21 protein-coding genes are annotated in these 25,785 nt (G+C 73.6%); 12 read left to right on the top strand and 9 right to left on the bottom strand.

The genetic code is table 11. From position 1 onward, the window contains the following. Nucleotides 1–125 precede the first annotated feature (125 nt). Nucleotides 126–1,634, bottom strand: a complete 1,509-nt coding sequence (locus AB0C73_RS30505) for a leucyl aminopeptidase (RefSeq protein WP_362536449.1) — start codon at nucleotides 1,632–1,634, stop codon at nucleotides 126–128. 303 nt (nucleotides 1,635–1,937) lie between these two features. Between AB0C73_RS30505 and AB0C73_RS30500 the strand changes: the two genes are divergently transcribed. The 5 genes from AB0C73_RS30500 to AB0C73_RS30480 all read left to right on the top strand — a co-directional run bounded on the left by AB0C73_RS30500 (nucleotide 1,938) and on the right by AB0C73_RS30480 (nucleotide 8,715). Continuing rightward, nucleotides 1,938–4,076: a hypothetical protein gene (locus AB0C73_RS30500; protein WP_362536447.1), complete on the top strand. Its 2,139-nt coding sequence runs from the start codon at nucleotides 1,938–1,940 to the stop codon at nucleotides 4,074–4,076. A 196-nt stretch (nucleotides 4,077–4,272) separates the two neighbouring features. Continuing rightward, the gene (pelF, locus tag AB0C73_RS30495) at nucleotides 4,273–5,790 is read left to right on the top strand and encodes a GT4 family glycosyltransferase PelF (RefSeq protein WP_362536445.1); all 1,518 of its coding nucleotides are present in this window, start codon (nucleotides 4,273–4,275) and stop codon (nucleotides 5,788–5,790) included. Next, on the top strand, nucleotides 5,787–7,268 hold the full coding sequence (locus AB0C73_RS30490) for a hypothetical protein (protein ID WP_362536443.1): 1,482 nt from the start codon (nucleotides 5,787–5,789) through the stop codon (nucleotides 7,266–7,268). Before pelF ends, AB0C73_RS30490 begins: the two co-directional genes overlap by 4 nt. Before the next feature lie 11 nt (nucleotides 7,269–7,279). Continuing rightward, a complete protein-coding gene (locus tag AB0C73_RS30485; RefSeq protein ID WP_362536441.1) occupies nucleotides 7,280–7,897 on the top strand; it encodes a spherulation-specific family 4 protein in 618 nt (205 codons plus the stop codon). Continuing rightward, nucleotides 7,894–8,715 (top strand): endo alpha-1,4 polygalactosaminidase, encoded by an 822-nt coding sequence (locus tag AB0C73_RS30480; RefSeq protein WP_362536439.1) that lies wholly within the window; start codon nucleotides 7,894–7,896, stop codon nucleotides 8,713–8,715. Before AB0C73_RS30485 ends, AB0C73_RS30480 begins: the two co-directional genes overlap by 4 nt. A gap of 18 nt (nucleotides 8,716–8,733) precedes the next feature. On the opposite strand, the gene cobS is transcribed toward AB0C73_RS30480, so the two are convergent. Continuing rightward, nucleotides 8,734–9,498 carry an adenosylcobinamide-GDP ribazoletransferase gene (gene cobS, locus AB0C73_RS30475; protein WP_362536437.1) on the bottom strand — a complete coding sequence of 255 codons (765 nt, stop codon included), beginning with the start codon at nucleotides 9,496–9,498 and terminating at the stop codon, nucleotides 8,734–8,736. A 78-nt stretch (nucleotides 9,499–9,576) separates the two neighbouring features. Here cobS and AB0C73_RS30470 point away from each other — a divergent pair, with 78 nt between their 5' ends. After that, nucleotides 9,577–10,347, top strand: a complete 771-nt coding sequence (locus AB0C73_RS30470; RefSeq protein WP_362536435.1) for a hypothetical protein — start codon at nucleotides 9,577–9,579, stop codon at nucleotides 10,345–10,347. Here AB0C73_RS30470 and AB0C73_RS30465 read toward each other — a convergent pair. From AB0C73_RS30465 to AB0C73_RS30450, 4 genes are all read right to left on the bottom strand, one after another. Next, nucleotides 10,284–11,012 (bottom strand): hypothetical protein, encoded by a 729-nt coding sequence (locus tag AB0C73_RS30465; protein ID WP_362536434.1) that lies wholly within the window; start codon nucleotides 11,010–11,012, stop codon nucleotides 10,284–10,286. The genes AB0C73_RS30470 and AB0C73_RS30465 overlap by 64 nt on opposite strands. Beyond that, nucleotides 11,009–12,769, bottom strand: a complete 1,761-nt coding sequence (locus tag AB0C73_RS30460; RefSeq protein ID WP_362536432.1) for a phosphatidylglycerol lysyltransferase domain-containing protein — start codon at nucleotides 12,767–12,769, stop codon at nucleotides 11,009–11,011. Before AB0C73_RS30460 ends, AB0C73_RS30465 begins: the two co-directional genes overlap by 4 nt. A gap of 100 nt (nucleotides 12,770–12,869) precedes the next feature. Continuing rightward, a complete protein-coding gene (cobT, locus tag AB0C73_RS30455; protein WP_362536500.1) occupies nucleotides 12,870–13,940 on the bottom strand; it encodes a nicotinate-nucleotide--dimethylbenzimidazole phosphoribosyltransferase in 1,071 nt (356 codons plus the stop codon). A 135-nt stretch (nucleotides 13,941–14,075) separates the two neighbouring features. Next, nucleotides 14,076–15,278 (bottom strand): bifunctional adenosylcobinamide kinase/adenosylcobinamide-phosphate guanylyltransferase, encoded by a 1,203-nt coding sequence (locus AB0C73_RS30450; protein WP_362536431.1) that lies wholly within the window; start codon nucleotides 15,276–15,278, stop codon nucleotides 14,076–14,078. 92 nt (nucleotides 15,279–15,370) lie between these two features. Between AB0C73_RS30450 and AB0C73_RS30445 the strand changes: the two genes are divergently transcribed. After that, nucleotides 15,371–15,577, top strand: coding sequence for a hypothetical protein (locus tag AB0C73_RS30445; RefSeq protein ID WP_265861758.1), 207 nt, complete (start codon nucleotides 15,371–15,373; stop codon nucleotides 15,575–15,577). A 403-nt stretch (nucleotides 15,578–15,980) separates the two neighbouring features. Here AB0C73_RS30445 and AB0C73_RS30440 read toward each other — a convergent pair whose 3' ends face one another. The 3 genes from AB0C73_RS30440 to AB0C73_RS30430 form a co-directional block, all read right to left on the bottom strand. After that, nucleotides 15,981–17,042 carry a trypsin-like peptidase domain-containing protein gene (locus AB0C73_RS30440; protein ID WP_362536429.1) on the bottom strand — a complete coding sequence of 354 codons (1,062 nt, stop codon included), beginning with the start codon at nucleotides 17,040–17,042 and terminating at the stop codon, nucleotides 15,981–15,983. Nucleotides 17,043–17,145: 103 nt separating this feature from the next. Beyond that, complete coding sequence (locus AB0C73_RS30435) at nucleotides 17,146–17,913, bottom strand: methyltransferase domain-containing protein (RefSeq protein ID WP_362536427.1); 768 nt, start codon at nucleotides 17,911–17,913, stop codon at nucleotides 17,146–17,148. A gap of 71 nt (nucleotides 17,914–17,984) precedes the next feature. Next, nucleotides 17,985–18,587 carry a DUF3043 domain-containing protein gene (locus AB0C73_RS30430; protein ID WP_362536425.1) on the bottom strand — a complete coding sequence of 201 codons (603 nt, stop codon included), beginning with the start codon at nucleotides 18,585–18,587 and terminating at the stop codon, nucleotides 17,985–17,987. 299 nt (nucleotides 18,588–18,886) lie between these two features. Here AB0C73_RS30430 and AB0C73_RS30425 point away from each other — a divergent pair, with 299 nt between their 5' ends. From AB0C73_RS30425 to AB0C73_RS30405, 5 genes are all read left to right on the top strand, one after another. Continuing rightward, the gene (locus AB0C73_RS30425; RefSeq protein WP_362536423.1) at nucleotides 18,887–19,687 is read left to right on the top strand and encodes a PspA/IM30 family protein; all 801 of its coding nucleotides are present in this window, start codon (nucleotides 18,887–18,889) and stop codon (nucleotides 19,685–19,687) included. A gap of 26 nt (nucleotides 19,688–19,713) precedes the next feature. Beyond that, on the top strand, nucleotides 19,714–19,992 hold the full coding sequence (locus AB0C73_RS30420; RefSeq protein WP_362536421.1) for a hypothetical protein: 279 nt from the start codon (nucleotides 19,714–19,716) through the stop codon (nucleotides 19,990–19,992). Between the two features lie 135 nt (nucleotides 19,993–20,127). Beyond that, nucleotides 20,128–21,387: a histidine kinase gene (locus AB0C73_RS30415; protein ID WP_362536419.1), complete on the top strand. Its 1,260-nt coding sequence runs from the start codon at nucleotides 20,128–20,130 to the stop codon at nucleotides 21,385–21,387. Beyond that, complete coding sequence (locus AB0C73_RS30410; RefSeq protein ID WP_362536417.1) at nucleotides 21,384–22,073, top strand: response regulator transcription factor; 690 nt, start codon at nucleotides 21,384–21,386, stop codon at nucleotides 22,071–22,073. Before AB0C73_RS30415 ends, AB0C73_RS30410 begins: the two co-directional genes overlap by 4 nt. 243 nt (nucleotides 22,074–22,316) lie before the next feature. After that, the gene (locus AB0C73_RS30405; protein ID WP_362536415.1) at nucleotides 22,317–25,466 is read left to right on the top strand and encodes an efflux RND transporter permease subunit; all 3,150 of its coding nucleotides are present in this window, start codon (nucleotides 22,317–22,319) and stop codon (nucleotides 25,464–25,466) included. Nucleotides 25,467–25,785: the final 319 nt, after the last annotated feature.

Genomic DNA, 25,785 nt, shown 5'->3' with positions numbered 1-25,785 from the left:
ACCGGTGGCGGCGGTGTCGGATCGTACGGATTTCGTCGCGGGTGAACGGTCCCGGAACGGGTACGACCCCGGGGGCCGAGGCCACCGGGGTCGTACGCGTCACATCACATCGGGCGAGCGAGTGCTCACAGCTCGCCGTCGGCCGTGCGCTCGGCCAGGCGCACCAGGGTGCGCACCGCGGAGCCGGTGCCGCCCTTCGGGGTGTAGCCGTACGGGGCGCCCTCGTGGAAGGCCGGGCCCGCGATGTCCAGGTGGGCCCAGGTGATGCCCTCGCCCACGAACTCCTGGAGGAAGAGACCGGCGATCAGGCCGCCGCCCATGCGGACGCCCATGTTCGCCATGTCGGCGGTGGGGGAGTCCATGGTCTTGCGGAGGTCCGCGGGGAGCGGCATCGGCCAGGACTGCTCGCCGACCTCCTCGGCGATCTCGTGGATCGCGGTCCGGTAGGCGTCGTCGTTGGCCATGATGCCGAAGGTGCGGTCGCCGAGCGCCAGGACCATGGCACCGGTCAGGGTGGCCACGTCGACGATCGCGTCCGGGTTCTCCTCGGAGGCCTTGGTCAGCGCGTCGGCCAGGACCAGACGGCCCTCGGCGTCGGTGTTGAGCACCTCGACGGTCTTGCCGCTGTACATGCGCAGCACGTCGCCCGGGCGGGTGGCGGAGCCGGACGGCATGTTCTCGGCGAGGGCCAGCCAGCCGGTGACGTTGACGGCGAGGCCGAGGCGGGCCGCGGCGACGACGGTGGCGAACACGGCGGCGGCGCCGCTCATGTCGCACTTCATCGTCTCGTTGTGGCCGGCCGGCTTCAGGGAGATGCCGCCCGAGTCGTAGGTGATGCCCTTGCCGACCAGGGCGAGGGTCTTCTCCGCCTTCGGGTGGGTGTAGGCGACCCGGACCAGGCGCGGCGGGTTCACCGAGCCGTTGCCGACGCCCAGGATGCCGCCGAAGCCGCCCTTGGCGAGCGCCTTCTCGTCGAGCACCTGCACCTTGAGGCCGTACTCCTTGCCGGCGGCCTGCGCGGCGGCGGCGAACGCGGCCGGGTGCAGGTCGTTCGGCGGCTGGTTGATGAGGTCGCGGGCGCGGTTCATCTCCTCGGCGACGGCGGTCGCGCGCTCCGCGGCGGCCTTGTGGGCCTTGTCGCGCGGCTTGGCGCCGAGCAGGGCGACCTCGGCGAGCGGCTGCTTCTTGCCCTCGCCGTTCTCCTGGTACGCGGTGTAGGCGTACGCGCCGAGCAGCGCGCCCTCGACGATCGCGCCGGCGGCGTCGGCGTCGGCCACGGGCAGGGCGAAGGCGGCCTTCTTCGAACCGGTCAGCGCGCGGGCGGCGGTGCCGGCGGCGCGGCGCAGCGCCTCGGTGCCATAGGCCTCGCCGTCCTCGGGCGCGGAGCCCAGGCCGACGGCGAGCACGACGGGGGCCTTCAGACCGGCGGGGGAGGGCAGCTTGGTCGCCTCACCCTCGGCGCCCGAGGCGCCCAGGGTCTCCAGGACGGCGGCCAGACCGCCGTCGAAGGCCTCGTCGACGACCTCGGCTCCCGGGGCGACGACCAGCGTCTTACCGGACTTCGCGACGCCGACGACGACCGCGTCGGCGCGCAGCGTCGCCGCTCCGGCGGTGCTGAGAGTGAGAGCAGTCACGGTGGTGATTTCTCGCTTCCATTGAGTTCTGTGGCGGTCGAGGGATGGGCCGACCGTGCCCGCCGCATCGTATTTCGGCCCGGTGAGCGCAGGTAATGAGCCTACGCTCGCTCACTGCTTTCGCTCACGGCGGTGCTGATTCACTCATCCGTGGAGTCTCTGCGGGGTTTGACGCCCGGTCCGGCCGGACGCGTTTCACACTCGCCTCAATCAGGCAAGGGCGACACACCGCCCTTCGCTCTTCCGGCACATCTCCACGGGTCCCGCCGTCCGGGCGGGCCTGCCGAGGGGGGACACCCACCGATGGATTCCGGCCACTTCAGCGCGCCCAGAACCGGCACCGGACGCACGGCCCGCGCCGCCCGCGCGCACCGCGCGGCGCGCGCTCCCCGTACGGCACGAGCGCCCCGTACGGCCCGGCTCGCCGCCCTCGCCGCGGCCGGGCTGCTCGCCACCGTCGTGCCGTCCGCGCAGGCCGGCGCCGCCGAACCGGCGCCGCGGATCGACCTGACCGTGCTCGTCGTCGACGACGGCGGCAGCGCGGTCCAGGCCATCACCGCCGAACTCAAGGGCTCCGGGGTCCCGTACCGCACCCTCGACCTGAACGACACGGACCGGCCGGTGCTCACCGCCGGCTTCCTCAGCGACACGGTCGACGGCCGGCCCCGCGCCAGGTACCAGGGCGTGGTCCTGCCGCACGAGGCCGTGTTCGGGCCCGACTCCGCCGAGCAGGCCGCGCTCACCTCGTACGAGACGGCCTTCGGCATCCCGCAGGTCGACGCGTACACCTGGGCCCACCCCGGCGTCGGCCTCGACTACACGACCGACGGCGGCTGGTCCGGCGTCCTCGACGGGGCCGTCGGCCATGTCACCCCCGCCGGGCAGGCCGGGCCCTTCCGCGATCTGCGCGGGCCGGTGGTCTTCGAGGACAACGACCCGGCCGTCTCCGAGAGTTACGGCTACGCGGGCCGACCCCGGGCCGGCTACACCAGCTTCCTCGACATGCCCGCGGCGGACGGCGGCCGGATCAGCCTGATCGGCGAGTACGCCCACGACGGGCGCCGCGAACTCGTCGTGACCTTCGCCTACAACCGGTACCAGCGCCAGTTCCGGGCCCTGGCCCGCGGCATCGTCGAATGGCTCACCCAGGGCGTCCACCTCGGACAGTCCCGCAACTACCTCTCCGTGCACGTCGACGACGTCCTCGCGCCCGACGCGCGCTGGGACACCGTCCGCAACTGCACCCCCGGCGACCTCGACTGCCCCGGCGGCGACGGCGAGGCCGGGGACGACCCGGTCCGGATGACCGCCGACGACGCCGCCTACGCCGCCGCCTGGCAGAAGTCCTCCGGCTTCCGGCTCGACATGGTCTACAACGGCGGCCAGGGCGAGCAGTGGAGGACCGAGCACGGAGGCAGCGACCCGCTCGCCACGCGCCTGGTCGCCGACCGCGCGCAGTACCGCTGGATCAACCACACCTACACCCACCCCTTCCTCGGCTGCGTCCAGGACGCCACGACCGTCCCCTGGAGCTGCGCCAAGGACGCCGCCGGGGCGACGCAGTGGGTCACCCGCGCCGAGATCTCCGCCCAGATCAGGGACAACCTCAACTGGGCGACCGGCAAGGGCATCTCCGTCGACCGCACCGAACTCGTCACCGGAGAGCACTCCGGTCTGAAGACCCTGCCCCAGCAGCCCGCCGACAACCCCAACCTGTCCGGCGCCCTCGCCGACAACGGCGTGAAGTGGACGGCGAGCGACAACTCCCGCGAACCGGCCCAGCGGTCCGTCGGCACCGGCAGCGGCGCCGCGAAGACCGTCCCCCGGCACCCCATGAACGTGTACTACAACGTGGGCACCGCCGCCGAGATGGCCGACGAGTACAACTGGATCTACACCTCCCGCGCCGACGGCGGCAGCGGCCTCTGCGAGGACAACCCCGCCTCCAGCTGCCTGCCCGCCCCGCTCGACACCGCCACCGGCTACGCCGCGCACATCGTGCCGCAGGAGGCCCGTACCGCCCTGGCCCACGTCATGGGCAACGACCCCCGGCCGCACTACGTCCACCAGTCCAACCTCGCCGAGGAACGCATCCTCTACCCCGTCCTCGACACGGTCCTCGCGGACTACCGCGCGCTGTACGCCGACAACACGCCCCTGGTGAACCCGCGCCAGAAGGAGGCCGGGACCGAACTCGACCGCCGTACCGCCTGGGAGCGGGCGCTCGCCGCAGGCCAGGTCACCGCCTACCGGATCGGCACCACCGTCACGGTCAAGGCCCCGTCCGGCGTCGCGGTCCCGCTCACCGCGCCGGAGGGCACCCGCAAGCAGCTCCTGCTCGGCACGGCGGCGTTCGGTACGGCGTACGCGGGCGCGCGGTCGGCGTGGACGACGCCGGAGCCGCTGCAGAGCGGCATCACGCTCAGGCTCCCGACGGCGTGAGCGGCGGGGCGGCCGCCCCGGCGGCCCGCCGCCCGGCCCGCCGCCCGGCCCGGCGGCCACGACCGCGTGACCGCCGCGGCCGCCCGAGCAGCCGCTCGACCGATCGCCTGACCGACGGTCTGACCGACCGTTCGACCCACCGCCTCACCGACCCACCGACCGCCCGACCAGCACGCACCGTCCGGGGGACACACCCATGCCGAGCAGTGGCCGCCATGTCACCATGCTCACCGAAGGCACCTACCCACATGTCCACGGCGGCGTCAGCACCTGGTGCGACCAGCTGATCCGGGGCATGCCCGAGGTCGACTTCCACGTCCTCGCGCTCACCGGCAGCGGCCGGGAGCCCGTCACCTGGGAACTGCCGCCGAACCTCACCGCGCACACCGCCTTCCCGCTCTGGGGCCCCGCCCCCGAGCGGGCCAGGGCGGCCCCGCGGGGCGGGGCACGGCGCCGCTTCCTCGACACGTACGAGCGCTTCCTGCTCGCGATCCTCGACCCCGCCGCCGGCTGCGACTTCGGCGAGGCGCTGTACGAGCTCGCCGCCCTCGCCCGGGCCGGCGGGCTCACCGCCGCACTCCGCTCCGAGCGGGTGCTGCGCGCCCTGATGTGGATCTGGTCCATGCCGCACCTGCCGACGGCCGCGGCCCGGCCCACCGTCCACGACGCCCTCACCGCCACCGACCTGCTCGAACACGCACTGCGCCCGCTCGCCGCCCGGATATCCGGCGACCGGGTCGCGCACGCCGTGTCCAGCGGGCTCGCCACGCTGCCGGCGCTCGCCGCCCAGCACTTCGAAGGGGTGCCCTTCCTGCTCACCGAACACGGCATCTATCTGCGGGAGCGCTACCTCGGCTACCGCACCGAGGCCCAGCGCTTCCCCGTGAAGTCCCTCCTCCTCGGCTTCTACCGCGAGCTCAACACGCTCGGCTACCTCAAGGCCGACCTCATCACCCCCTGCAACCAGTACAACCGGCGCTGGGAGGAGCGCGGTGGCGCCCCCGCGGACCGCATCCGCACCGTCTACAACGGCGTCGACCCCGCCGCTTTCCCCTGGGCCGGACCCGAGCCCGAGACCCCCACCCTCAGCTGGGTCGGCCGGGTCGACCCCATCAAGGACCTGGAGACCCTGCTCCGGGCGTACGCGATCTGCCGCGCCGAACTCCCCGAGCTGCGGCTGCGCTTGTTCGGCCCGGTCCCGGCGGGCAACGAGGACTACCGCACGCGCCTGGAGAAGCTCGCCGCCGAACTGGGCGTCACCGACGGCGTCGTCTTCGAGGGGCGTACGGCGGACGTGGCCGGCGCCTACGCGGCGGGCAACGTCGTGATGCTCTCCTCCATCAGCGAGGGCTTCCCCTTCTCCCTCATCGAGGCGATGTCCTGCGGCCGGGCCACCGTCTCCACGGACGTCGGCGGCGTCCGCGAGGCCGTCGGCGACACCGGCCTCGTCGTCCCGCCCCGCGAACCGGCGGTGATGGCCGCGGCGGTGTCCGAGCTCCTGAGGGACCACACCCGGCGCGCCGACCTCGCCCGCCGCGCCCGCCGGCGCGTCGTCGACCGCTTCACCCTCCACCGCTCGGTCGACGGCTTCCGCCGCATCTACCTCGAACTCGCCGGCCGCCCCACCACCGCCCCCGAGGACCCCCTCGACTGGACGGTCCGCCTGACGGACCCCTGGCGAGCCGAACTGGTCGGCGGAGGTGCCCTCGCATGAGCGGCTCACTGTGGCTGAAGCCGGGCGCGACGAGGGACTCCCTGCCACAGATCCCGCGCCAGCGCGCGACGACGGGCCCCGCCCCGGCCGCGTCGCCCCCGGGCCTGCCCGCCCCCGGCCTGCCCTCGCCCGCCCGGCAGCGGCCGACGGCCGTCCCAGCCCTCGCTCCCGATCCGCTCGACGAGCTCGCCGACCGGCTCGACGGGCTCGTCGCCGTCGCCGTGCATCCCGACGAGGTGGCAGCGCTGCTCGAGTCGGACGGGATGACGGACGATCACATCCGGCTCGTGTACGGGCGCGACGACTCCTTCGCGCTCGCCGAGGACCTGTACGCACGCGTCGAGCGGCGTCACCCGGCGCCCGAGGTGCCGGCCGCCGGGCCCTGGCACACGGGGCTCGCCAGGTGTCTGCTGCGCGGGGTCGTGTTCGCGTTGCCCGGGCTCGCGTATGTGCTCGGGGCGCCGTTGCTGGCCGGCGGGGCCGGGCGGTACGGGCTGCCGCCGGGGACCGTGCCGTTGTTCGCGGGGGCGGTCACCGGGTGGGTGTGGAACCAGGCGCTCGCGCACCGCGCGTACACCTGGTTCGGGCTCGGCGACCGGGCGGCTGCCCTCCGCGCGCTGCTCGTCGGCGCCCCGGCCGGCGCGCTCGCCGGCGCGGCCGTCGCGGTGGCCGCGGCCGCTCCGGGGGAGGGGCCCGCCGCCCTGTTCGGGGCCGGGCAGGCGCTCTACCTGGCCGCGGCGACCGTGCTTCTCGTCCTCGGCCGCGAGCGGGCCCTGCTCGTGGCCCTGTCGCCGCTCGCCGGCGCGGTGCCCGCCTTCCGCTACGACCTGCCGGAGCCGCTGCGGGTCACGCTGCTGCTGCTCTCGCTCGCGGCCACCACCGGCTTCGCCGCGCTCGTGCTCCGCCCGGCCCGGCCCGGCGGGCTCGCCCGGGGCCGCGGCGGGCCGCCGGTCGTGCGCTCCCTCCCGTACGGACTGTTCGGCCTCGGCAGCGGACTGCTCGTGCTGTACGCGGGCGCCGACGCGGTCATCGCGCTCACCCTCTCCATGGGCCCGGCCGAATGGCTCCTGCACCGCTTCCGCGCCGCCGGGCTCGCCAGGCTGCGCCTGCTCACCACGGCCGACGAGTTCCGGCGCGCCGCTACCGGCGCGCTCGCCCGCTGCCTCGGCGGCTACCTCGCCGTGCTGCTCGTCCTCACCACCGCCGCCGCGCTCCTCTGGCCCGGCGCCGCCGCCGTCTCCGCGCCCCGGATCGCCTCGCTGCTGCTCGTCGGCGCCGTGCTGTGGCTGGGGCTGCTGCTCCAGGCATTCGGCGCGGTGGCGAGCGCGGCCGTGGTGTGCCTGCTCGCGGCCGTCGCCCAGGGGCTCGCGCAGGCCTTCGCCCCGGCCGCCGGACCGCTCGCCGCGGGCGCCGCGGCCGCCGCGCTGTGCGTGCTCACCTGTGTTCTGCTGGTACGACCGACCGCCCACCGCGTCTAGGGGTTTGGACTGTGCACGCCTCTCTCCTGGTGCCGTTCTACGAGCACCCCGCCGACCGCCCCGAGGCCTGGGCCGCCCTCCTCGCGGCCGCGCCGTCCCTCTACGGCGTCGTCCTCAACCCGGCGAGCGGCGCCGGCACCGCGCCCGACCCCGCCTTCGCCGAGGTCGCCGCGCGGCTGCGGGCCGCCGGGGTACGGGTCCTCGGCTACGCCGACACCGACTACGGGCGCCGCCCGCACGCCGAGGTGGTCGCCGACCTGGTGCGGCACCGCGACTGGTACGCGGCCGACGGGGCCTTCCTCGACCAGGTGCCGACCGAGCCGGGCGCGCTGCCGCACTACCGGCGCCTGGCGGTGTCGGCCCGTGCGGCCGGGGCGCGCACGCTGGTCCTCAACCACGGCGCCCAGCCGGCCCCCGGCTACGAGGCCCTCGCCGAACTGCTCGTCACCTTCGAGGGCCCGTGGGACGCCTATCAGCGCCTCGACCTGCCGGTCGCCGCCCACTACTGCCATCTGGTGTACGCGGCCCCGCCCGGCACCCGCCCCGCCACCCCGGTGCACTGCGCGGTCCCCGGCACCGGCGCGCACCCGTGGGGGACCCTGCCGCACACCCTGGAGCCCGTCCGATGAGACGTCTGCTGGTCCTGCTCGTCCCGCTGTTGCTGCTCGCCGCGGCCTGCACCACGCCACCCGCCCCCGACCGGACCGAAAGCCCGGACCGCCCGGTCGGCCCGGACCACAAGTCGGTGGACCTCTGGCACCCCGCGCCCGGCCTCGCCTGGCAGTGGCAGCTCAGCGGCCGCCTCGACCCGACGGTCGACGTGCCGGTGTACGACATCGACGGCTTCGACCACCCGGCCGCGGCCGTCGCCGACCTGCACGGCCGGGGCCGCAAGGTCGTCTGCTACCTCTCCACCGGCGCCTGGGAGGAGTTCCGCCCCGACGCCGCGCAGTTCCCGAAGGCCGTGCTCGGCAGGAGCAACGGCTGGCCCGGCGAACGCTGGCTCGACATCCGCCGCACCGACGTCCTCGGCCCGCTGATGGCGGCCCGCCTCGACATGTGCCGCGCCAAGGGCTTCGACGCGGTCGAACCCGACAACATGGACGGCTACACCAACCGCACCGGCTTCCCCCTCACCGCCGCCGACCAGCTCACGTACAACCGTCTGATCGCCCGCCTCGCCCACGAACGGGGCCTGGCCGTGGGCCTGAAGAACGACCTGGACCAGATCCCGCAGCTCCTCCCCGACTTCGACTTCGCGGTCAACGAGCAGTGCGCCGAGTACGAGGAGTGCGAGCTGCTCACGCCGTTCGTGGCGGCGGGGAAGGCGGTCTTCCACGTCGAGTACGAGCTGCCGCTCACGGAGTTCTGCCCGCGGTCGAAGGAACTCGGGCTCAGCTCGATGCTGAAGAAGTACGACCTGGGGGTGTGGCGCAGGCCCTGCTGACCGGCGTCGCAAGTGGGCTCAGCCCAGCGTCAGCGCCACCACCGCCACCGTCGCCGCCGTCTCCTCCACCGCCCCGAACACATCCCCCGTCACCCCGCCGAAGCGCCGCACGCACCGCCGCAGCAGCAGCTCCGCCACGCCCAGCGCGGCGAGCGCGGCGAGCACCTGGCGCAGGGCGTCCCAGGGGGAGAACAGCGCGCCGCTCGCCGCCGCGAGGGCCAGGACCGCGAGGGCCGTCAGGGCGGCGGCCCGGACCGGGACGGTCGAGGCGACGATCGCGCCCAGGCCCTCCGGGCGGGCCGCCGGGACGCCCTCGCGGGAGGCGGAGGTGAGGGCGAGGCGGGCGACGGTCGCGGCGAGGGCGGCGGCCACCGCGCCGTGCGCCCAGCCCTCCCCGTACAGCTCGTACAGGGCCGCGACCTGGGCGAGCAGCACGAGGACGAGGGCGATGACCCCGAACGGGCCGATGTCGGACTGCTTCATGATGCGCAGCGCGTCCTCCGCGGGCTTCGCGCTGCCGAGTCCGTCGGCGGTGTCGGCGAGCCCGTCGAGGTGCAGACCGCGGGTCAGCAGTGCGGGCACCGCGACGGTGAGGACGGCGGCGAGCAGCGGGCCGGCCCCGAGCAGCAGGAACACCCCGCCGACCGCGGCCGCGAACAGGCCGACGACCAGGCCCGCGAGCGGGGCGCGGAGCATCCCGGCGCGGGCCGCGTCGCGGTCCCAGCGGGTGATGCGGGCGGGGAGCACGGTGAGGGTGCCGAAGGCGAAACGCAGGCCGTCCATCCGCGGAAGGGTAGTGCCCCGGACGGAGGGTTAAATGGGCCGGAACGGAAGAAAGCTGAACAATCGGCAGAGGGTGGCATGGGTCACTGGTTCTCCCGCAACATCGTGGAACCCGGGAAACTCCCGCTGTTCCTCGCCCTGACCTCCTTCGTGCTGACCTTCGCGGTCACCCGCACCATCACCCGGCTCATCCGGGCCGGCAAGGGCCCCTTCCGCAATGTCTCCTCGGCCGGCGGGCTGCACATCCACCACGTCGTGCCGGGGGTGGTGCTCACCATCGTCGGCGGCTTCGGCGCGGTCGGCAGCCTGCGGCACGGGGTGGGCTCGGCGGTGTTCGCGGTGATCTTCGGGGTCGGCGCGGGCCTGGTCCTCGACGAGTTCGCGCTGATCCTGCACCTCGACGACGTCTACTGGTCGGAGGCGGGCAGACAGAGCGTCGAGGTGGTGGTGCTCACCGCCGCCCTGGTGCTGCTCGCTCTCGCCGGGTTCTCCCCGCTCGGCGTGAACGACATGACGTCGGAGGAGCGGCAGGACCGGGTGACGTTCATCCTCACCCTCGTGGTCAACTTCCTCTTCGTCCTGGTCACCCTGGTGAAGGGCAAGTTCCGGATGGCCGTGATCGGCACCCTGATCCCGTTCGTGGCGATCGTCGGCGCCGTCCGCCTCGCCCGCCCCGGCTCCTGGTGGTCCCGCCGGCTCTACCCGCGCCGCCACCGCGCCCGGGCCCGCTCCCGTATCCGCGCCTACCGGCACGACAAGCGCTGGGTGAAGGTACGGCGCAGGGCTCAGGACCTGATCGGCGGTTTCCAGGAGCGGGTTCCGGGGCGCGGCTCCACGCCCCCGGGCTGACCGCGCCGCCGGCGACGCGCCCGCCACTCCTGGAGGGCGACCGCCAGGAGCACGGCCGCGATCGCCGCGATGTGCTCCTTGCCCGCCAGGTTGTTCTTGACCAGCACCTCGACCACCATGGCGACGATCACCAGGGTCCCGGTCCAGCGCGCCCGTGAGCGCCAGCACACGTACACCGCGAGAGCGACCACCGCCGCCGACGGGCCGGTGTCGACCACCTGCGCGTCGGTGGCCGGAAGACCCAGCGGACTGTCCGGGCCGAGCGCGATGCCGACCCGGGCGTACAGCGTGCCGGCGAGCGTCGCCACGTACGCCAGGAGCAGGGTCCGCACCCTGCCGAGACAGATCTCGGCGATCCCGAAGACAAGCAGGACCTGCCCGAGCGCGCCCCACACGGGCAGGTCGAGCGCCGGTACGAAGAGCGAGAGCGGGGTCCGGAGCAGGGAGAGGACCAGCGGGTCCTCCGCCCGTACGGAGCCGATGTCCTGGACCGCCTGGTAGCCCCAGTCCTGGTTCTGCACGATCTGGAGGACGGACGTCAGGCAGACGGCGGCCAGGGTCATCGGGATCGCCCGCCACCTCCGGGTGACCAGCGCCGTCCGTACGGTGCCGTACAGCGGGCCCCACTCGCGGCGGGCGAACGCCCGTACCGGCAGCGGGATCAACGTCTGCCTTCCAGGTGCTTGCGGTGCATCCACCCGGGCAGACCGGGGGCCTCCAGGAAGCCTTCGGCGCGGCCGGCGGCGAGGCCGATCCGCAGCAGGTCGGCGCTCTTCTCGAAGAGCATGAATCGGGGCTCCCAGATCGGTCGGTACTTGGCGTTGGCGCGGTACAGCGACTCGATCTGCCACCAGCGGGAGAAGAAGCTGAGCAGCGAACGCCACATCCGCAGCACGGGTCCCGCCCCGAGCTTCGAGCCGCGTTCGAAGACGGACCGGAACATCGCGAAGTTCAGCGAGACCTGCGTGATCCCGATCTCCTTCGCGCGCTGGAGCAGTTCGATGACCATGAACTCCATCAGGCCGTTCTCGGACTCCCGGTCGCGGCGCATCAGGTCGAGCGAGAGCCCCTTGGGGCCCCACGGCACGAAGGAGAGCAGCGCCCGCAGCTCGCCCTTCTCGTCCGTGCACTCCAGCATCACGCAGCGCCCGTCCCGAGGGTCGCCGAGCCGCCCGAGCGCCATCGAGAAGCCGCGCTCGGTCTCCCCGTCCCGCCAGGCGTCGGCCTTGGCGAGCAGGACGGCCATCTCGTCGGCCGGGATGTCCTCGTGGCGCCGGATGCGGACCTCGTAACCGGCCCGCTTGACCCGGTTGAAGGCCTGCCGCACGGTCCGCATGGCCCGCCCGTCCAGCGTGAACTCGTCGGTCTCCACGATCGCCTCGTCGCCCAGCTCCAGGGCGTCCAGACCGTGCCGGGCGTAGATCGTGCCGGCCTCCTCGCTCGCGCCCATCACGGCCGGGATCCAGCCGTGCTCGCGGGCCTCGGCGAGCCAGGGCTCGATGGCGCCCGGCCAGGCCTCCGGGTCGCCGATCGGGTCGCCGGAGGCGAGCGAGACCCCGCCGACCACCCGGTAGGCGATCGCCGCCTTCTCGCTCGGGGACCAGATCACGCTCTTCTCGCGGCGCAGCGCGAAGTAGCCGAGCGAGTCCCGGTCGCCCTGCTTGTCGAGCAGCGTCCGCAGCCGGTCCTCGTCCTCCTCGGTGAGCGGGTCGACGGCCCGCCGGGAGCGGAAGGCCGCGAAGAGCACGGCGAAGAGCAGCAGCGTCGACATCACGTTGATGACCACGTCGACCCAGCCGGGCGTGGAGATGCCGGCGAACCGCGAGTCGTCGGCGGCCAGGGTGATCAGCCGCATCACGCCGTACCGCCAGCGCTCCAGGAACGTGGAGGGCGCGGTGGCCTCGTTGGTGAGCGTCACCAGACCGGCGGCGAGCAGCGAGGTGACGAGCAGTCCGCCGACCGCCACGGCGGTGGCGAGCAGCGGGTTGGAGCGGTCGCCCTTCGCGTAGAACTCCTTGCGGCCGAGCAGCAGCGCCGTGAAGAAGGCCGCCGTGAGGACCAGCGAGATCCAGTTCTGGGGGTGCTCCCGGATCTCGGGGAAGACCATCACCAGCGCGAAGAGCAGCAGGAAGAGCCCGCTGAGCACGAAGTTCAGGATCCACGCGGCCCGCTTGCGGCGGCGCATGGTGATCGCCAGGAAGAGCGTGAACGCGCCGGAGGCGAAGCCCGCCGTCAGCATGTACGGGGTGAAGTAGTTGTCCTCGTTGTGCCGGCGCAGGTCATTGCCGAACGACACCCAGACGGCGCTCAGGAAGTTGATGAACGTGACGACCCGCAGATACCAGACGGCGAACGCGGCGCTGCGCCGCGAACGGACCGTGCTCTGGGGCGCTCCCTCGGTGGACAAACGGACCTCTCCCATGAAAAGCGATCATATGGGGCACCGCTTCTCCTGGCGGGGCGCCGGGGGCGCCCACGCCCGCGTGGCGGGCGGAACACTCCCGGCGCCGTGATCCGTCGGCTCAGCCCACCTCGTCCGCCACCGGAGCGGAGGTCTCCGCAACCTCCGGCAGTTCCGCCGCCAGCGCGGCGGCGGCCCGGACGAGGGGCAGCGCGAGCAGCGCCCCGGTTCCCTCGCCCACAGTGACGCCGTGGTCGAGCAGCGGGTTGAGCGCCATCCGGTCCAGCGCCTTCGCCTGCGCCGGCTCCCCGCTCACCTGGCCCGCCAGCCACCAGTCCGGCGCCCGGAACGCCGCCCGCTGCGCGACCAGGGCACACGCCGCGCCCACCACACCGTCCAGGATCACCGGCATCCGGCGCACCGAGGCCTGGAGCAGGAAACCGGTCATCGCCGTCAGATCGGCGCCGCCGACCGTCGCGAGCAGCTCCAGCTGGTCGCCGAGCACCGGCCGGGCCCGGCGCAGCGCGTCCCGGATCGCCGCGCACTTGCGCATCCACGCCAGATCGTCGATCCCGGCCCCGCCGCGGCCCGTCACCACGGACGCGTCGGTCCCGCACAGCGCCGCGATCAGCGTCGACGCCGGGGTCGTGCCGCCCACGCTCAGATCCCCGAGCACGACGAGATCGGTGCCCGAGTCGGCCTCCTCGTCGGCCACCGCGATGCCGAGCTCCAGCGCCGCCCGCGCCTCCTCGACCGTCAGCGCGTCCTCGATGTCGATCCGGCCCGCACCGCGCCGCACCCGGCGCCGCGTCACCTCGGCCGGCAGCAGCTCCGGATCGCAGTCCAGACCCGCGTCCACCACCCGCACCGGCACCTGCTGGGCCCGCGCGAGCACCGCCACCGGGCTCGCACCGTCGAGCACCGCGCGCACCAGCTCGTACGCCGTGCCCGCGGCCCGCCCCGACACGTCGAGGGAGGCCACACCGTGGTCGCCCGCGAACAGCACCACCTTCGGCGACTCCAGCGGCCGCACCGGCACCGCACCCTGCGCCGCCGACAGCCACTCGCCCAGCTCGTCGAGCCGCCCCAGGGCGCCCGGCCGGACGCTCAGGCGCTCCCTGCGCTCCTCGGCGTCACGCCGGATCCCCCCGTCGGGGCGCTCGATCAGATCGGAGAAGTCGTCGAGGTTCAAGGTCGCTTCCACCTAGGACGTCCATACGGTCGTGGGCACTGTGTCGTGGCACTGTCACGCGGTCGATCGCACCCTACCCGCGCGTCCGCCCGGGCGGCCCCGTGGACCGGGCCTTGTCCCGGAGTTCCCGTGCGCCTACCCGCGCAGGACGAGCGCCTGCCCGGCGACCACGAGCAGCACCTGCTCGCACTCGTCGCCGAAGGCCGCGTTCAGCCGCCCCAGCTCGTCCCGGAAGCGCCGCCCCGAGGCCGTCGCCGGCACCACGCCCGACCCCACCTCGTTGGTCACCGCCACCACCGTCCGCGAGGTCCCCCGGACCGCCGCCACCAGCTCCGCGACCCGCGCCGCCAGCGCGTCCCGCCCGCCGCCCGCCCAGGTGTCGTCGTCCCAGGCGCCGACCCGGTCCATGGCGTCCGTCAGCCACAGCGACAGACAGTCGATCAGCAGCGGCGGACCCTCGGCCGCGAGCAGCGGTACCAGGTCGGTCGTCTCCTCCGTACGCCAGGAGCCCGGCCGCCGGTCCCGGTGCAGGCCCACCCGGTGGGCCCACTCCGGGTCGCCCTCGCGGGTCCCGCCCGTCGCCACGTACACGACCTCGGGGAAGGTCTCCATCCGCCGCTCCGCCTCCACCGACTTGCCCGACCGGGCGCCGCCGGTGACCAGCGTGCGGCGCGGCACGTCCGGCACCGCGTGGTACTCGCCCACGTACAGCGTCGTCCCGTCCGGCACCGCCCGCGCGCCCGCCGCCGCGAGCCGCCGGTCCAGCTCGGCCCCGGCCGGGGCGTCATGATCCAGATGCGCCGCGATCACATCCGTGGCCGGCCCGACCGCGCCCGTCGCCCGCAGCCGGGCCAGCGCGTCCGGCCGTCCCGTCACATCCGCCACCACCAGGTCGTACGGCCTGCGGTGGTCGTCCACCAGACCGGCCGGCGAGCCGCCCGGCGGCAGATAGAGCAACCGCTCGCCGTCCGCCGACGTCACCTCGTACCCCGTGCCCGGCGCATCCATCGGCATCGCCCGCACCCGGTGCCCGCTGATCAGCGTCAGCTCCCGCCCGTCCGGCACCCGGCCCGCCGTCGGAAGCCCCGCCGGGACCTCCACGGCCGGCCCGTCGTGCGGATGCGTGAGCAGCACCTGCCGTACGCCCACCAGCGAGTGCCCCGAACGGGCGGCCGCCAGCGCGGCCCCCGGCGTCAGGTCGAGCAGCAGCGCCCCGTCCACGAGCAGCGAGGTCGCGGCCCGCGCCCGCTCCCCGCGGGACACCGCGCACACGGCGCACGGGCAGTCGGGGCGGGGGAGTCCGAGCGGGGCGCCGGTGCCGAGCAGAGTCAGTTCCACACCCAGATCCTCCCGCGACACCGCGAGGGGTGCGCGCCCGGCTACGCTGCGGGCAGGAAACCGATCAACCGGAAGATCAACCGGAGGCGGACATGGCATGGACGTGGCGGTTCGAGAAGTCCGACGGCACCGAGGTCACGCCGGTGGTGACCCCCGAGGAGTTCACCACCCAGGGCGACGCCGAGTCCTGGATCGGTGAACACTGGCGCGACCTCCTGGACGGAGGCGCGGACCAGGTGACGCTGTCGGAGGACGGCGCGAAGATCTACGGCCCGATGCCGCTGGACGCCGAGGGCTAGGACAGGAGCACCGCCCGCCCTCCGCGTGGGCCCGCGCCCGCTGGGCGGTGCCTGACGGTGCGGGGCTCGCCACTCCGTTGCGAGCCTGCGCCCTGCATGGGCGGTGGCCCGTCGTCGCCTCCGTGTGGGCATTCGTCCCGCTGGGGCGGGACGGGTGGGCACACGGGACGGCGCCCATGCGGGCGCGTTCCGCACCTGCGCCTGAACCCGCACCAGTTGCGCAGTGCCCTACGGGTGACCGTCCAGGCGCAGGGAGCCTAGGCCCGGCAAGGGGCGCCGTCCGTTGTGCCCACCCGTTCCGCCCCTGCGGAACGTATGCCCACAACGGGGGGCAGCGGGGCGGCCCGCAACGGGGGGCGAGGCGCCCTGCAACGGGCGGGCGCGCACAACGGGCGCGGCGGTGTTAGATCTCGCCCAGCGTGACCTGGACCTCGCCCTCCTGCGCGCCCCGCGTGAACGTCACCGTCACCTTGTCGCCCGGCTTCCGGCCCGCCAGCGACTCCGCGAGCGAGGTGATCGTGGTGATCGGGTCGTCATCGACGCGGGTGATCACGTCACCCGCGCGAAGCCCCGCCTTCGCGGCGGCCCCGCCCGGCTCCGCCTCGACGATCGCGACGCCGGCCGGCTCGTTGTTCTCGTCCACGATCGTGCGGCCCGTGATGTCGAGCGCGGCCCGCCCCGAGTCCGTCACCTTGCCGGTCGCGATGATCTGGTCGGCCACCGTCCTGACCATCGACGCGGGGATCGCGAAACCGATGCCCGGCGCCGAGCCGCCGCCCAGGTCCGGACTGATCGCCGCGAGGGTCGGGATGCCGATGACCTCGCTGTCCAGGTTCACGAGGGCGCCCCCGCTGTTGCCCGGGTTGATCGCGGCGGAGGTCTGCACCAGGTTGCCGATCGTCGCGCCGGTCCCGCCGCCCTCGCTGCCCTCGCTGACCGTCCGGCCGGTCGCCGACACGATGCCCTGGGTGACGCTGCCGGACAGGCCGAGCGGAGACCCCATCGCCAGCACGATCTGCCCCATGTCGACCTTGCTCGAATCGCCGAGCTTCGCCGGCTTCAGCCCCTCCGGCAGGCTGTCCAGCTTGATCACCGCGAGGTCCTGCTCGGGATAGGCGGAGACGAGCTTCGCCGTCACCGGCTGCCCGCCGGTCGCCGCCGAGACCCGGAACGTCCGCTCCTCGCCGACCACATGCGCGTTGGTGACGATGTGGCCCTTGTCGTCGTAGACGACGCCGGAACCGAGGCTCTGCGACGCGTCGATCTGCACCACCGACGGCAGGACGTCCTTGATCACTTCCTGGTAGTCGTCCTGGAGCTCGTTGGAGACCCGCGGAGCGGCGGCGGCCTGGGTGGACGGTCCGGACGGCGACCGCTCGGCGCGCGGCGCGCCACCGGCCGAGCAGCCGCCGACCAGGGCGACGGCACAGGCCCCGGCGGCGAGGGGGAGCAGGAGACGTCTCATGTCCGCAGTCTCCGGGCCGCGGGAGGCGTACGCCTTGGTGAAGACACCCGATCAGGGGGGTGCGGACCGGTGGCCACCGGAACGGCCCCCGCTCCCGTCCGCCTCAGCCCCGTACGCCGCAGAGGTGCAGCAGGCCCGCGATCCGGCGGTACGGCTCGGTGCGGCCGGCCCGGTCCTCGGCGGTGAGCAGCCGCTCGAGGTCGGCGGCGGCCGGCAGGCCCATGTCAGCGGGGATGCCGTCGGTGAAGACCCGCACCCCGTACCAGGCGTGCAGCGGGGCCGCGATCCCGGCGAGCGTCGTGGTGAGGGCGTCGAGCCGGTCGGCCCGCCCCTTCACCCCGTCGCGGTCGGTGTACGTGTCCGACTCGAAGCCGTCGAGCGCGCCCGCCCAGTCCCCGGCGAGGCCCGGCCGCATGGCCAGCGCCTCCGCGTTCCGTACCACCAGGGACAGCAGGCCCCCGGGGGCCAGCATCCGGGCCAGGCCCGCGAGCAGCGCGTCGGGCTCGTCGGCGTACATCAGCACACCGTGACAGAGGACGACGTCGAAGCTGCCGGGCAGGAAGTGCACCCCGGTCTCGCGCCCGTCGCCGTGGATCAGCCGGACCCGCTCGCGGATCCCGGCCGGTTCGGTCGCGAGCGACTCGCGGGCGGCCTGGAGCAGCTCGGGGTCGGCCTCCAGACCGGTCACCGTGTGCCCGGCCCGGGCCAGGCGCAGGGCCTGGGTGCCCTGTCCCATGCCCGCGTCGAGGATGCGCAGCCGCTGCCCCACCGGATAGCGGGCGCCTATCTGCTCGTCGAGCTGGCGCGCGATCAGTTCCTGGCGGACGGTGTCGCGCAGCCCGCCGGGCTCGGCGGGCCGGCTGCCGACCACGGGAAGTGCCTCGCCCCCGGTCGCGCCGACGGAACCGCCCGCGGCCGGAGCCGCGGGCGGGTGCTCGACGCTCAGGGCCGCTCTCCGCGCTTGACCTGCGGCTTCGGCAGCCGCAGCCGGCGCATCTGGAGCGTGCGCATCAGGCCGTACGCGATGGCGCCGCGCTTCGGCTCGTTCGGGAAGCGCTCGTTGAGCTGCTTCTTCAGGCGGAACCAGAGGCCGATCGAGTCGAGCACGATCAGCACGACCACGACGCCCCACAGCAGCAGCGAGATGCTCTGCAGCGAGCGATTGGTGTTGCCGAAGAGCGACAGGACCAGGATGACCACGGCCATCGGCAGGAAGAACTCGGCGACCGCGAAGCGCGAGTCGACGAAGTCGCGGACGAAGCGCCGCACCGGACCCTTGTCGCGGGCCGGCAGATAGCGCTCGTCACCGCTGTTCAGCGCCTCGCGCTGGCGGGCGAGATCCGCGCGGCGGGCCTCGCGCTGACGCTTGGCGGCCTCCTTGCGGTCCAGCGGCGCTGACTGCGCACGGCGGCGCTGGGACTGCGCGTCACTCCGCTTCGGGGTCGGGCGGCCCTTGGGGGCCTCGGGGTCGCGGGGCTGCTTGGAGAGGTCCGCCGTCACCTTGTCGGTGGGGGCCTTCTCATCCTTCGAACGGCTACGGAACACAAGGCCAAGGGTACGTGGTGCGGGGTGTGGGACCCAGCGTGGGCGGGAACGATCCGCTAACGGCCCGCGTCTTCGCTGCCGAACCCCGGGTCTGCCCGGTGGCAGACCCCGTGCCCGGGGCGGGGAAGGACACCCGGAGTGCCCCTCTACTCCCTGGGCCGGAGGGCCGGTGATCTCCACTCCTTCTTGGGGAGGAGCACATCGGGCCCCGAACAGTGCGGTAATGGAGTGAGGAACCGTACTGTGGTTCTTGTTGGAGTGCTTGAGCCGAGTCCGTCAGAAGGGGGCGCGCGAAGCCCATGAGCGGTGTCATGAAGCGTATGGGGATGATCTTCCGCGCGAAGGCAAACAAGGCCCTCGACCGGGCCGAGGATCCGCGCGAGACCCTCGATTACTCCTACCAGAAGCAGCTGGAGCTGCTGCAGAAGGTGCGCCGCGGCGTCGCCGACGTGGCGACCTCCCGCAAGCGCCTCGAACTGCAGCTGAACCAGCTGCAGGGGCAGTCCTCCAAGCTGGAGGACCAGGGCCGCAAGGCGCTGGCGCTCGGCCGTGAGGACCTGGCCCGCGAGGCGCTGTCCCGGCGCGCCGCGCTGCAGCAGCAGGTCAGCGACCTGGAGGTGCAGCACCAGACCCTGCAGGGCGAGGAGGAGAAGCTCACCCTCGCGGCGCAGCGGCTGCAGGCCAAGGTCGACGCCTTCCGTACGAAGAAGGAGACGATCAAGGCGACGTACACGGCCGCCCAGGCGCAGACCCGGATCGCCGAGTCCTTCTCCGGCATCTCGGAGGAGATGAGCGACGTCGGCCTGGCCATCCAGCGGGCCGAGGACAAGACCGCCCAGCTCCAGGCGCGGGCCGGCGCGATCGACGAGCTGCTCGCCTCGGGCGCGCTCGACGACCAGTCGGGCCTGGCCAAGGACGACATCCAGGCCGAGCTGGACCGCCTCTCGGGCGGTACGGACGTGGAGCTGGAGCTCCAGCGGATGAAGGCCGAACTGGCCGGAGGCCCGTCCGCCCAGCAGCAGGCCATCGAGGGCGGCAACGGCTCCGCGCAGAACCAGGGCCAGAACCAGCAGCAGTCCCAGCCTCGCTTCGAGAAGTAACCCCTTCGGCAGGAGGACGGCACGTCATGATCGTACGGATCATGGGGGAGGGCCAGGTCACCCTGGCCGACAGTCACTTCGCCGAGCTCAACGGGCTCGACGACGAACTCCTGGAAGAGATGGAGTCGGGCGACGAGGACGGCTTCCGCCGCACCCTCGGCGCCCTGCTCGACAAGGTCAGGGAGCTGGGGGAGCCGCTTCCGGACGACGCCCTGGAGCCCTCCGAGCTGATCCTGCCCGCGCCCGACGCGAGCCTCGACGAGGTCCGCCAGATGCTCTCCGACGACGGTCTGATCCCCGGCTGAGCTGAGGCCCGGGCGGCGGGCGACCGGCCGAGGCCCTTGCCGGGCCCCGGCCCCCGGCTCGTACCACCCACCGTGCCCCGTCCCCCGCACCCGGGACGGGGCGCGGTGGTGTCCGTACCCCGTACCGTTCTCCTGGTGACGACCTACGGCACCCCGGCCACCCCGGCCGACCCGACCACCGGGACCCCGCTCGCGCGGACCCGGGACCGGCTGCGGGCCCACCCACTCGCCTTCGACGCGGGGCTCGCCCTCGTGGTGCTCGCCGCCATGGTCTGCGGGTCCTTCACCGACCCGCACGGCAGCCCCGACGGGCCCACCTTCGGGGACCGGGTGCCCACCGCGGCCGGCCTGCTCCTGATGCTGCTCGCCGCCGCCGCCCTGGTGTTCCGCCGCAGCCGGCCCATCCCGGTGCTCGCCGTCACCACCCTCTTCTCGCTGGTGGAGCTGGTCCGGGACGAGCGGCCCGCGCCCGTCACGATGGGCGCCGTCATCGCCCTGTTCACCGTCGCCTCCCGCACCGACCGGCCCACCACCTGGCGGCTCGGCCTCGCCACCATGGGCGTGCTGACCTTCGCCGCCATGGTCTTCGGACCCACCCCCTGGTACGCGCAGGAGAACCTCGGCGTGTTCGCCTGGACCGGCATGGCCGCGGCCGCCGGTGACGCGGTGCGCAGCCGCCGGGCCTTCGTGGCCGCGATCCGGGAGCGGGCCGAGCGCGCCGAACGCAGCCGCGAGGAGGAGGCGCGGCGGCGGGTCGCCGAGGAACGGCTGCGGATCGCCCGCGATCTGCACGACGTCGTCGCCCACCACATCGCGCTGGTCAACGTGCAGGCCGGGGTCGCCGCGCACGTCATGGACAAGCGCCCCGACCAGGCCAAGGAGGCCCTGGCGCACGTCCGGGCCGCCTCCCGCTCGGCCCTCGACGAGCTGCGTGCCACCGTCGGGCTGCTGCGTCAGTCGGGCGACCCCGAGGCGCCCACCGAACCGGTGTCGGGCCTCGCGGTCCTCGACGACCTGCTCGCCACCTTCCGCAACGCGGGCCTGCCGGTCCAGGTGGCCCGTACCGACGCGGCCGTCGCGCTGCCAGCCGCCGTCGACCTCGCCGCGTACCGGATCATCCAGGAGGCGCTGACCAATGTGCGCAAGCACGCCGGCCCCGAGGCCAGGGCCGAGGTGAGCGTGCTGCGGGTCGGCCGTACGGTCGAGGTCACCGTCCTCGACGACGGCCCCGCGGTGGTGCCGGCGCCCGGGCCGGGCGGCGGGCACGGCCTGGTCGGGATGCGCGAGCGGGTCACCGCGCTCGGCGGCACGCTCACCGCGGCACCCCGCTACGGGGGCGGCTTCCGGGTGCAGGCGATACTGCCGGTGCCGGCCGACTGCGAGGGGGACGCGTGACCATCCGGGTACTGCTTGCCGACGACCAGGCCCTGCTGCGCAGCGCGTTCAAGGTCCTGGTGAACTCCGAGCCCGACATGGAGGTGGTCGCCGAGGCCGCCGACGGGGCCGAGGCGGTGGCCCTCGCCCGCACCACCCGGGCGGACGTGGTCCTCATGGACATCCGGATGCCCGGCACCGACGGGCTCGCCGCTACCCGCATGATCACCGCCGACCCCGAACTCGCCGACGTGCGGATCGTCATGCTGACCACCTTCGAGGTCGACGAGTACGTGGTGCAGTCGCTGCGCGCCGGGGCCTCCGGCTTCCTCGGCAAGGGCGCCGAACCGGAGGAACTGCTCGGCGCCATCCGGGTCGCGCACGCCGGCGAGGCGCTGCTCTCGCCAGCCGCGACCAAGGGCCTGATCGCCTCCTTCCTCGCCCAGGGCGGCGGCGCGGACCCCGCCGAGGACGGCGGCCCCGCCTACTCCGAGCGCCTGTCCGCGCTCACCGCCCGCGAGCGCGAGGTGCTCGTCCTGGTGGCGGGCGGGCACTCCAACGACGAGATCGCCGAGCGGCTCGACGTCAGCCCGCTCACCGTCAAGACGCATGTCAACCGGACCATGGCCAAGCTGGGCGCCCGCGACCGGGCCCAGCTGGTGGTCACCGCGTACGAGTCGGGGTTGGTACGTCCGAGGGTGGAGTGACACCGTGGCGGCGCGTACTCCAGACGCGGTATGCGCGGCGTGAGGAATTGGGACCCGGGGCCGAGGAATCGGCCCCTTGTCATGCCTGAGGGTGTACCTGGGCACCCCTCGCGGGTGTCCGGAGCCTGCCGAGAGCGCCGCAGACGCGCCGAACACGGTGCGGACGCGCCGAACACGGTGCGGACGCGCCGAACACGGGCCGCCGACCTGCCGAATACGAGTACGCCACAGAAACGAGTCCCCATGTCCTGGCTGTCCAGATTCAGCCTCGCGCAACGGGCGCTGATCGGACTGATGTCGATCATCGCCCTCCTCTTCGGAGCCATCGCGATCCCGCAGCTGAAGCAGCAGTTGCTGCCCTCGATCGAGTTCCCGATGGTCTCGGTCATCGCCCCGTACCAGGGGGCCTCGCCCGACGTGGTGGAGAAGCAGGTCGTCGAGCCGCTGGAGAACGCCCTCAAGGCGGTCGACGGCGTCAAGGGCGTCACCTCCACCGCCTCCGAGGGCAGCGCCGTCATCATGGCCAGCTTCGACTACGGCGACGAGGGCACCAAGCAGCTGGTCGCCGACGTCCAGCAGGCGGTGAACCGTTCCCGCAGCAAGCTGCCCGACAGCGTCGACCCGCAGGTCGTGGCCGGTTCCACCGACGACATCCCGACCGTCGTCCTCGCCGTCTCCTCGGACAAGGACCCGCAGGCGCTCGCCGACCAGCTGGAGCGCACCGTCGTCCCGGTCCTCAAGGACATCGACGGCGTCGGCCAGGTCACCATCGACGGCGTCCAGGAGCTCCAGGTCTCCGTCACCCCGGACGACCGGAAGCTCGCCGCGGCCGGTCTGACCACCATGAAGCTCGCCGAGGCGATCAGGAACGGCGGCGGCACCATGCCCGCCGGCGCCTTCACCGAGGACGGCATGAACCGCACCGTCCAGGTCGGCGGCGGTTTCACCTCGCTCAAGCAGATCGAGGACCTGCGCATCAAGCCCGCGCAGGGCAGGGCCGTCCGCCTCGGCGACGTCGCCGCCGTCGAGCAGGACGAGGCCCGCCGGGTCTCCGTCACCCGCACCGACGGCAGGCCCAGCCTCGCCGTGGTCACCACCATGGACAAGGACGGCAGCGCCGTCACCATCTCCCGCGCCGTCGAGGACAAGCTGCCGAAGCTGCGCGAGGACCTGGGCGCCGGCGCGAAGCTCACGGTCGTCTCCGACCAGGGCCCGGCCGTCGCCAAGTCCATCGCCGGCCTCACCACGGAGGGCGCGCTCGGCCTGGTCATGGCCGTCCTCGTGATCCTGCTCTTCCTGGCCTCGCTGCGTTCCACCCTGGTCACCGCGGTCTCCATCCCGCTGTCCGTGGTCCTCGCCCTGATCGTGCTGTGGACCCGTGACCTCTCGCTCAACATGCTCACCCTGGGCGCCCTCACCATCGCCATCGGCCGGGTCGTCGACGACTCGATCGTGGTCCTGGAGAACATCAAGCGGCACCTGGGCTACGGCGAGGAGCGCCGGACCGCGATCATCACCGCGGTCCGGGAGGTGGCCGGCGCGGTCACGTCCTCGACCCTCACCACCGTCGCCGTCTTCCTGCCGATCGGCCTGGTCGGCGGCATCGTCGGCGAGCTGTTCGGCTCCTTCTCGCTGACCGTCACGGCCGCGCTGCTCGCCTCGCTGCTCGTCTCGCTGACCGTGGTCCCGGTCCTCTCGTACTGGTTCCTGCGCGCCCCCAAGGGCACGTCCGAGGACCCGGACGAGGCCCGCCGGCAGGCCGAGGAGAAGGAGAGCCGCAGCAGGCTGCAGCGCGCGTACGTCCCGGTGCTGCGCTTCGCCACCCGGCGCCGGGTCACCAGCCTGGTCATCGCGCTGGTGGTCCTCGGGGTCACCTTCGGCATGGGCGGTCTGCTGAAGACCAACTTCTTCGACCAGGGCGAGCAGAAGCTGCTCAGCATCAAGCAGGAGCTCCCGCCGGGCACCAGCCTCGCCGTCTCCGACGAGGCCGCGAAGAAGGTCGAGAAGGTCCTCGCCGACACCGAGGGCGTCAAGGACTACCAGGTCACCATCGGCTCCTCCGGCTTCATGGCGGCCTTCGGCGGCGGTACGGGCACCAACCAGGCCTCCTACCAGGTGACCCTGGAGGACTCGGCCTCGTACGAGAAGACCCACGACGCCATCGACGAGGCCCTCGGCAGGCTCGACGGCATCGGCGACACCACCATCGCGGGCGGCGACGCCTTCAGCAACCAGGACCTCAAGGTGGTCGTCAAGGCCGCCGACGCCGATGTCCTGAAGCAGGCCGCCGACGCCGTCAAGAAGGGCGTCGAGGGGCTGAAGGACGTCACCGACGTCCAGAGCGACCTGTCCCAGTCGGTCCCGCGGGTCTCCGTGCGCGCCAACGACAAGGCCGCCGACGCCGGCTTCGACGACGCGACCCTCGGTCTGATCGTCGCCCAGGCGGTGCACGGCACCCCGGCCGGTACGGCGATCCTGGACGACGCCGAGCGCGATGTCGTCCTCACCTCGGCCAAGCCGGCCACGACGCTCGCCGAGCTGAAGGCGCTGCCGATCGGCCCGGTGAAGCTGGGTGACATCGCCACCGTCGAGCTGGTGCCGGGACCGGTCTCCAAGACCCGGATCGACGGTGCCCGGGCGGCGACCATCACCGCCACCCCGACCGGCGACAACACCGGCGCGGTCAGCGCGGCGCTGCAGACCAAGCTCAAGGAGATCGACCTGCCGGCCGGCGCGACCGCGACCATCGGCGGTGTCTCCGAGGACCAGAGCGACGCGTTCGTGAACCTGGGCCTGGCCATGCTCGCGGCCGTCGCGATCGTGTTCATGCTGCTCGTGGCGACCTTCCGGTCGCTGATCCAGCCGCTGATCCTGCTGGTCTCCATCCCGTTCGCCGCCACCGGCGCGATCGGCCTGCTGATCGTCACCGGCACCCCGATGGGCGTCCCGGCCATGATCGGCATGCTGATGCTCATCGGCATCGTGGTCACCAACGCGATCGTCCTGATCGACCTCATCAACCAGTACCGGGCCCAGGGCCTGGGAGTGGTCGAGGCCGTCATCGAGGGCGGCCGCCACCGCCTCCGCCCGATCCTCATGACCGCCCTGGCGACGATCTTCGCCCTCCTCCCGATGGCGCTCGGCGTCACCGGCGAGGGCGGCTTCATCGCCCAGCCCCTGGCCGTGGTCGTGATCGGCGGCCTGATCACCTCGACCCTGCTGACCCTGCTGCTCGTCCCGACGCTGTACGCGATGGTGGAGCTCCGCAAGGAGCGCCGCGCGGCGAAGAAGGCGGGCAAGGCGGGCAAGGCGGGCAAGGCCGCCGAGGCCGCCGACGACGCGGCCGACGCGGCCGAGGCGGAGGGCGACGCGCTGGACGCCGTGGGCGTCTGAGCACGGCTCAACGCCGGAGGGGGGCCTCACACGATCGTGTGAGGCCCCCCTCCGGGCGTCCGGGACGCCGCGGGCCGGCCCCGCGTGCGGGAGCCGAGCCGGGAGCCGGTCGGGCCCCACGCGGCGGAACTCGCACGGCCGCGCCGCAGGCGCAGGCCGTCCCCGGCCGGGCTCCGCGCGGTCGCGCGGGGCACCCCCTCCGGGCGTGCTGGACGCCGCGTGCGGCGGAGCTTGCCCGGCCCCGCGGCCGGGCTCCGGTGCCGGACCCGGGGCGGGAAAGGGGTGGGGGCCCCCGCCGGGGGCGGGGGGCCCCCCCAGA

This window comes from Streptomyces sp. NPDC048623 (assembly GCF_040650755.1).
Lineage (GTDB): Bacteria > Actinomycetota > Actinomycetes > Streptomycetales > Streptomycetaceae > Streptomyces.
Note: the sequence above shows the minus strand (reverse complement) of the source record. Positions and strands in the feature narration are given on the sequence as shown.

What these genes read in the sequence shown, in the direction of transcription:
- cobS (WP_362536437.1), bottom strand. Translation starts at nt 9,498, where the DNA reads ATGGACGGCCTGCGTTTCGCCTTCGGCACCCTCACCGTGCTCCCCGCC.
- pelF (WP_362536445.1), top strand. Translation starts at nt 4,273, where the DNA reads ATGCCGAGCAGTGGCCGCCATGTCACCATGCTCACCGAAGGCACCTAC.
- AB0C73_RS30405 (WP_362536415.1), top strand. Translation starts at nt 22,317, where the DNA reads ATGTCCTGGCTGTCCAGATTCAGCCTCGCGCAACGGGCGCTGATCGGA.
- AB0C73_RS30490 (WP_362536443.1), top strand. Translation starts at nt 5,787, where the DNA reads ATGAGCGGCTCACTGTGGCTGAAGCCGGGCGCGACGAGGGACTCCCTG.
- AB0C73_RS30425 (WP_362536423.1), top strand. Translation starts at nt 18,887, where the DNA reads ATGAGCGGTGTCATGAAGCGTATGGGGATGATCTTCCGCGCGAAGGCA.
- AB0C73_RS30420 (WP_362536421.1), top strand. Translation starts at nt 19,714, where the DNA reads ATGATCGTACGGATCATGGGGGAGGGCCAGGTCACCCTGGCCGACAGT.
- AB0C73_RS30480 (WP_362536439.1), top strand. Translation starts at nt 7,894, where the DNA reads ATGAGACGTCTGCTGGTCCTGCTCGTCCCGCTGTTGCTGCTCGCCGCG.
- AB0C73_RS30470 (WP_362536435.1), top strand. Translation starts at nt 9,577, where the DNA reads ATGGGTCACTGGTTCTCCCGCAACATCGTGGAACCCGGGAAACTCCCG.
- AB0C73_RS30440 (WP_362536429.1), bottom strand. Translation starts at nt 17,042, where the DNA reads ATGAGACGTCTCCTGCTCCCCCTCGCCGCCGGGGCCTGTGCCGTCGCC.
- AB0C73_RS30460 (WP_362536432.1), bottom strand. Translation starts at nt 12,769, where the DNA reads ATGGGAGAGGTCCGTTTGTCCACCGAGGGAGCGCCCCAGAGCACGGTC.
- AB0C73_RS30445 (WP_265861758.1), top strand. Translation starts at nt 15,371, where the DNA reads ATGGCATGGACGTGGCGGTTCGAGAAGTCCGACGGCACCGAGGTCACG.
- AB0C73_RS30500 (WP_362536447.1), top strand. Translation starts at nt 1,938, where the DNA reads ATGGATTCCGGCCACTTCAGCGCGCCCAGAACCGGCACCGGACGCACG.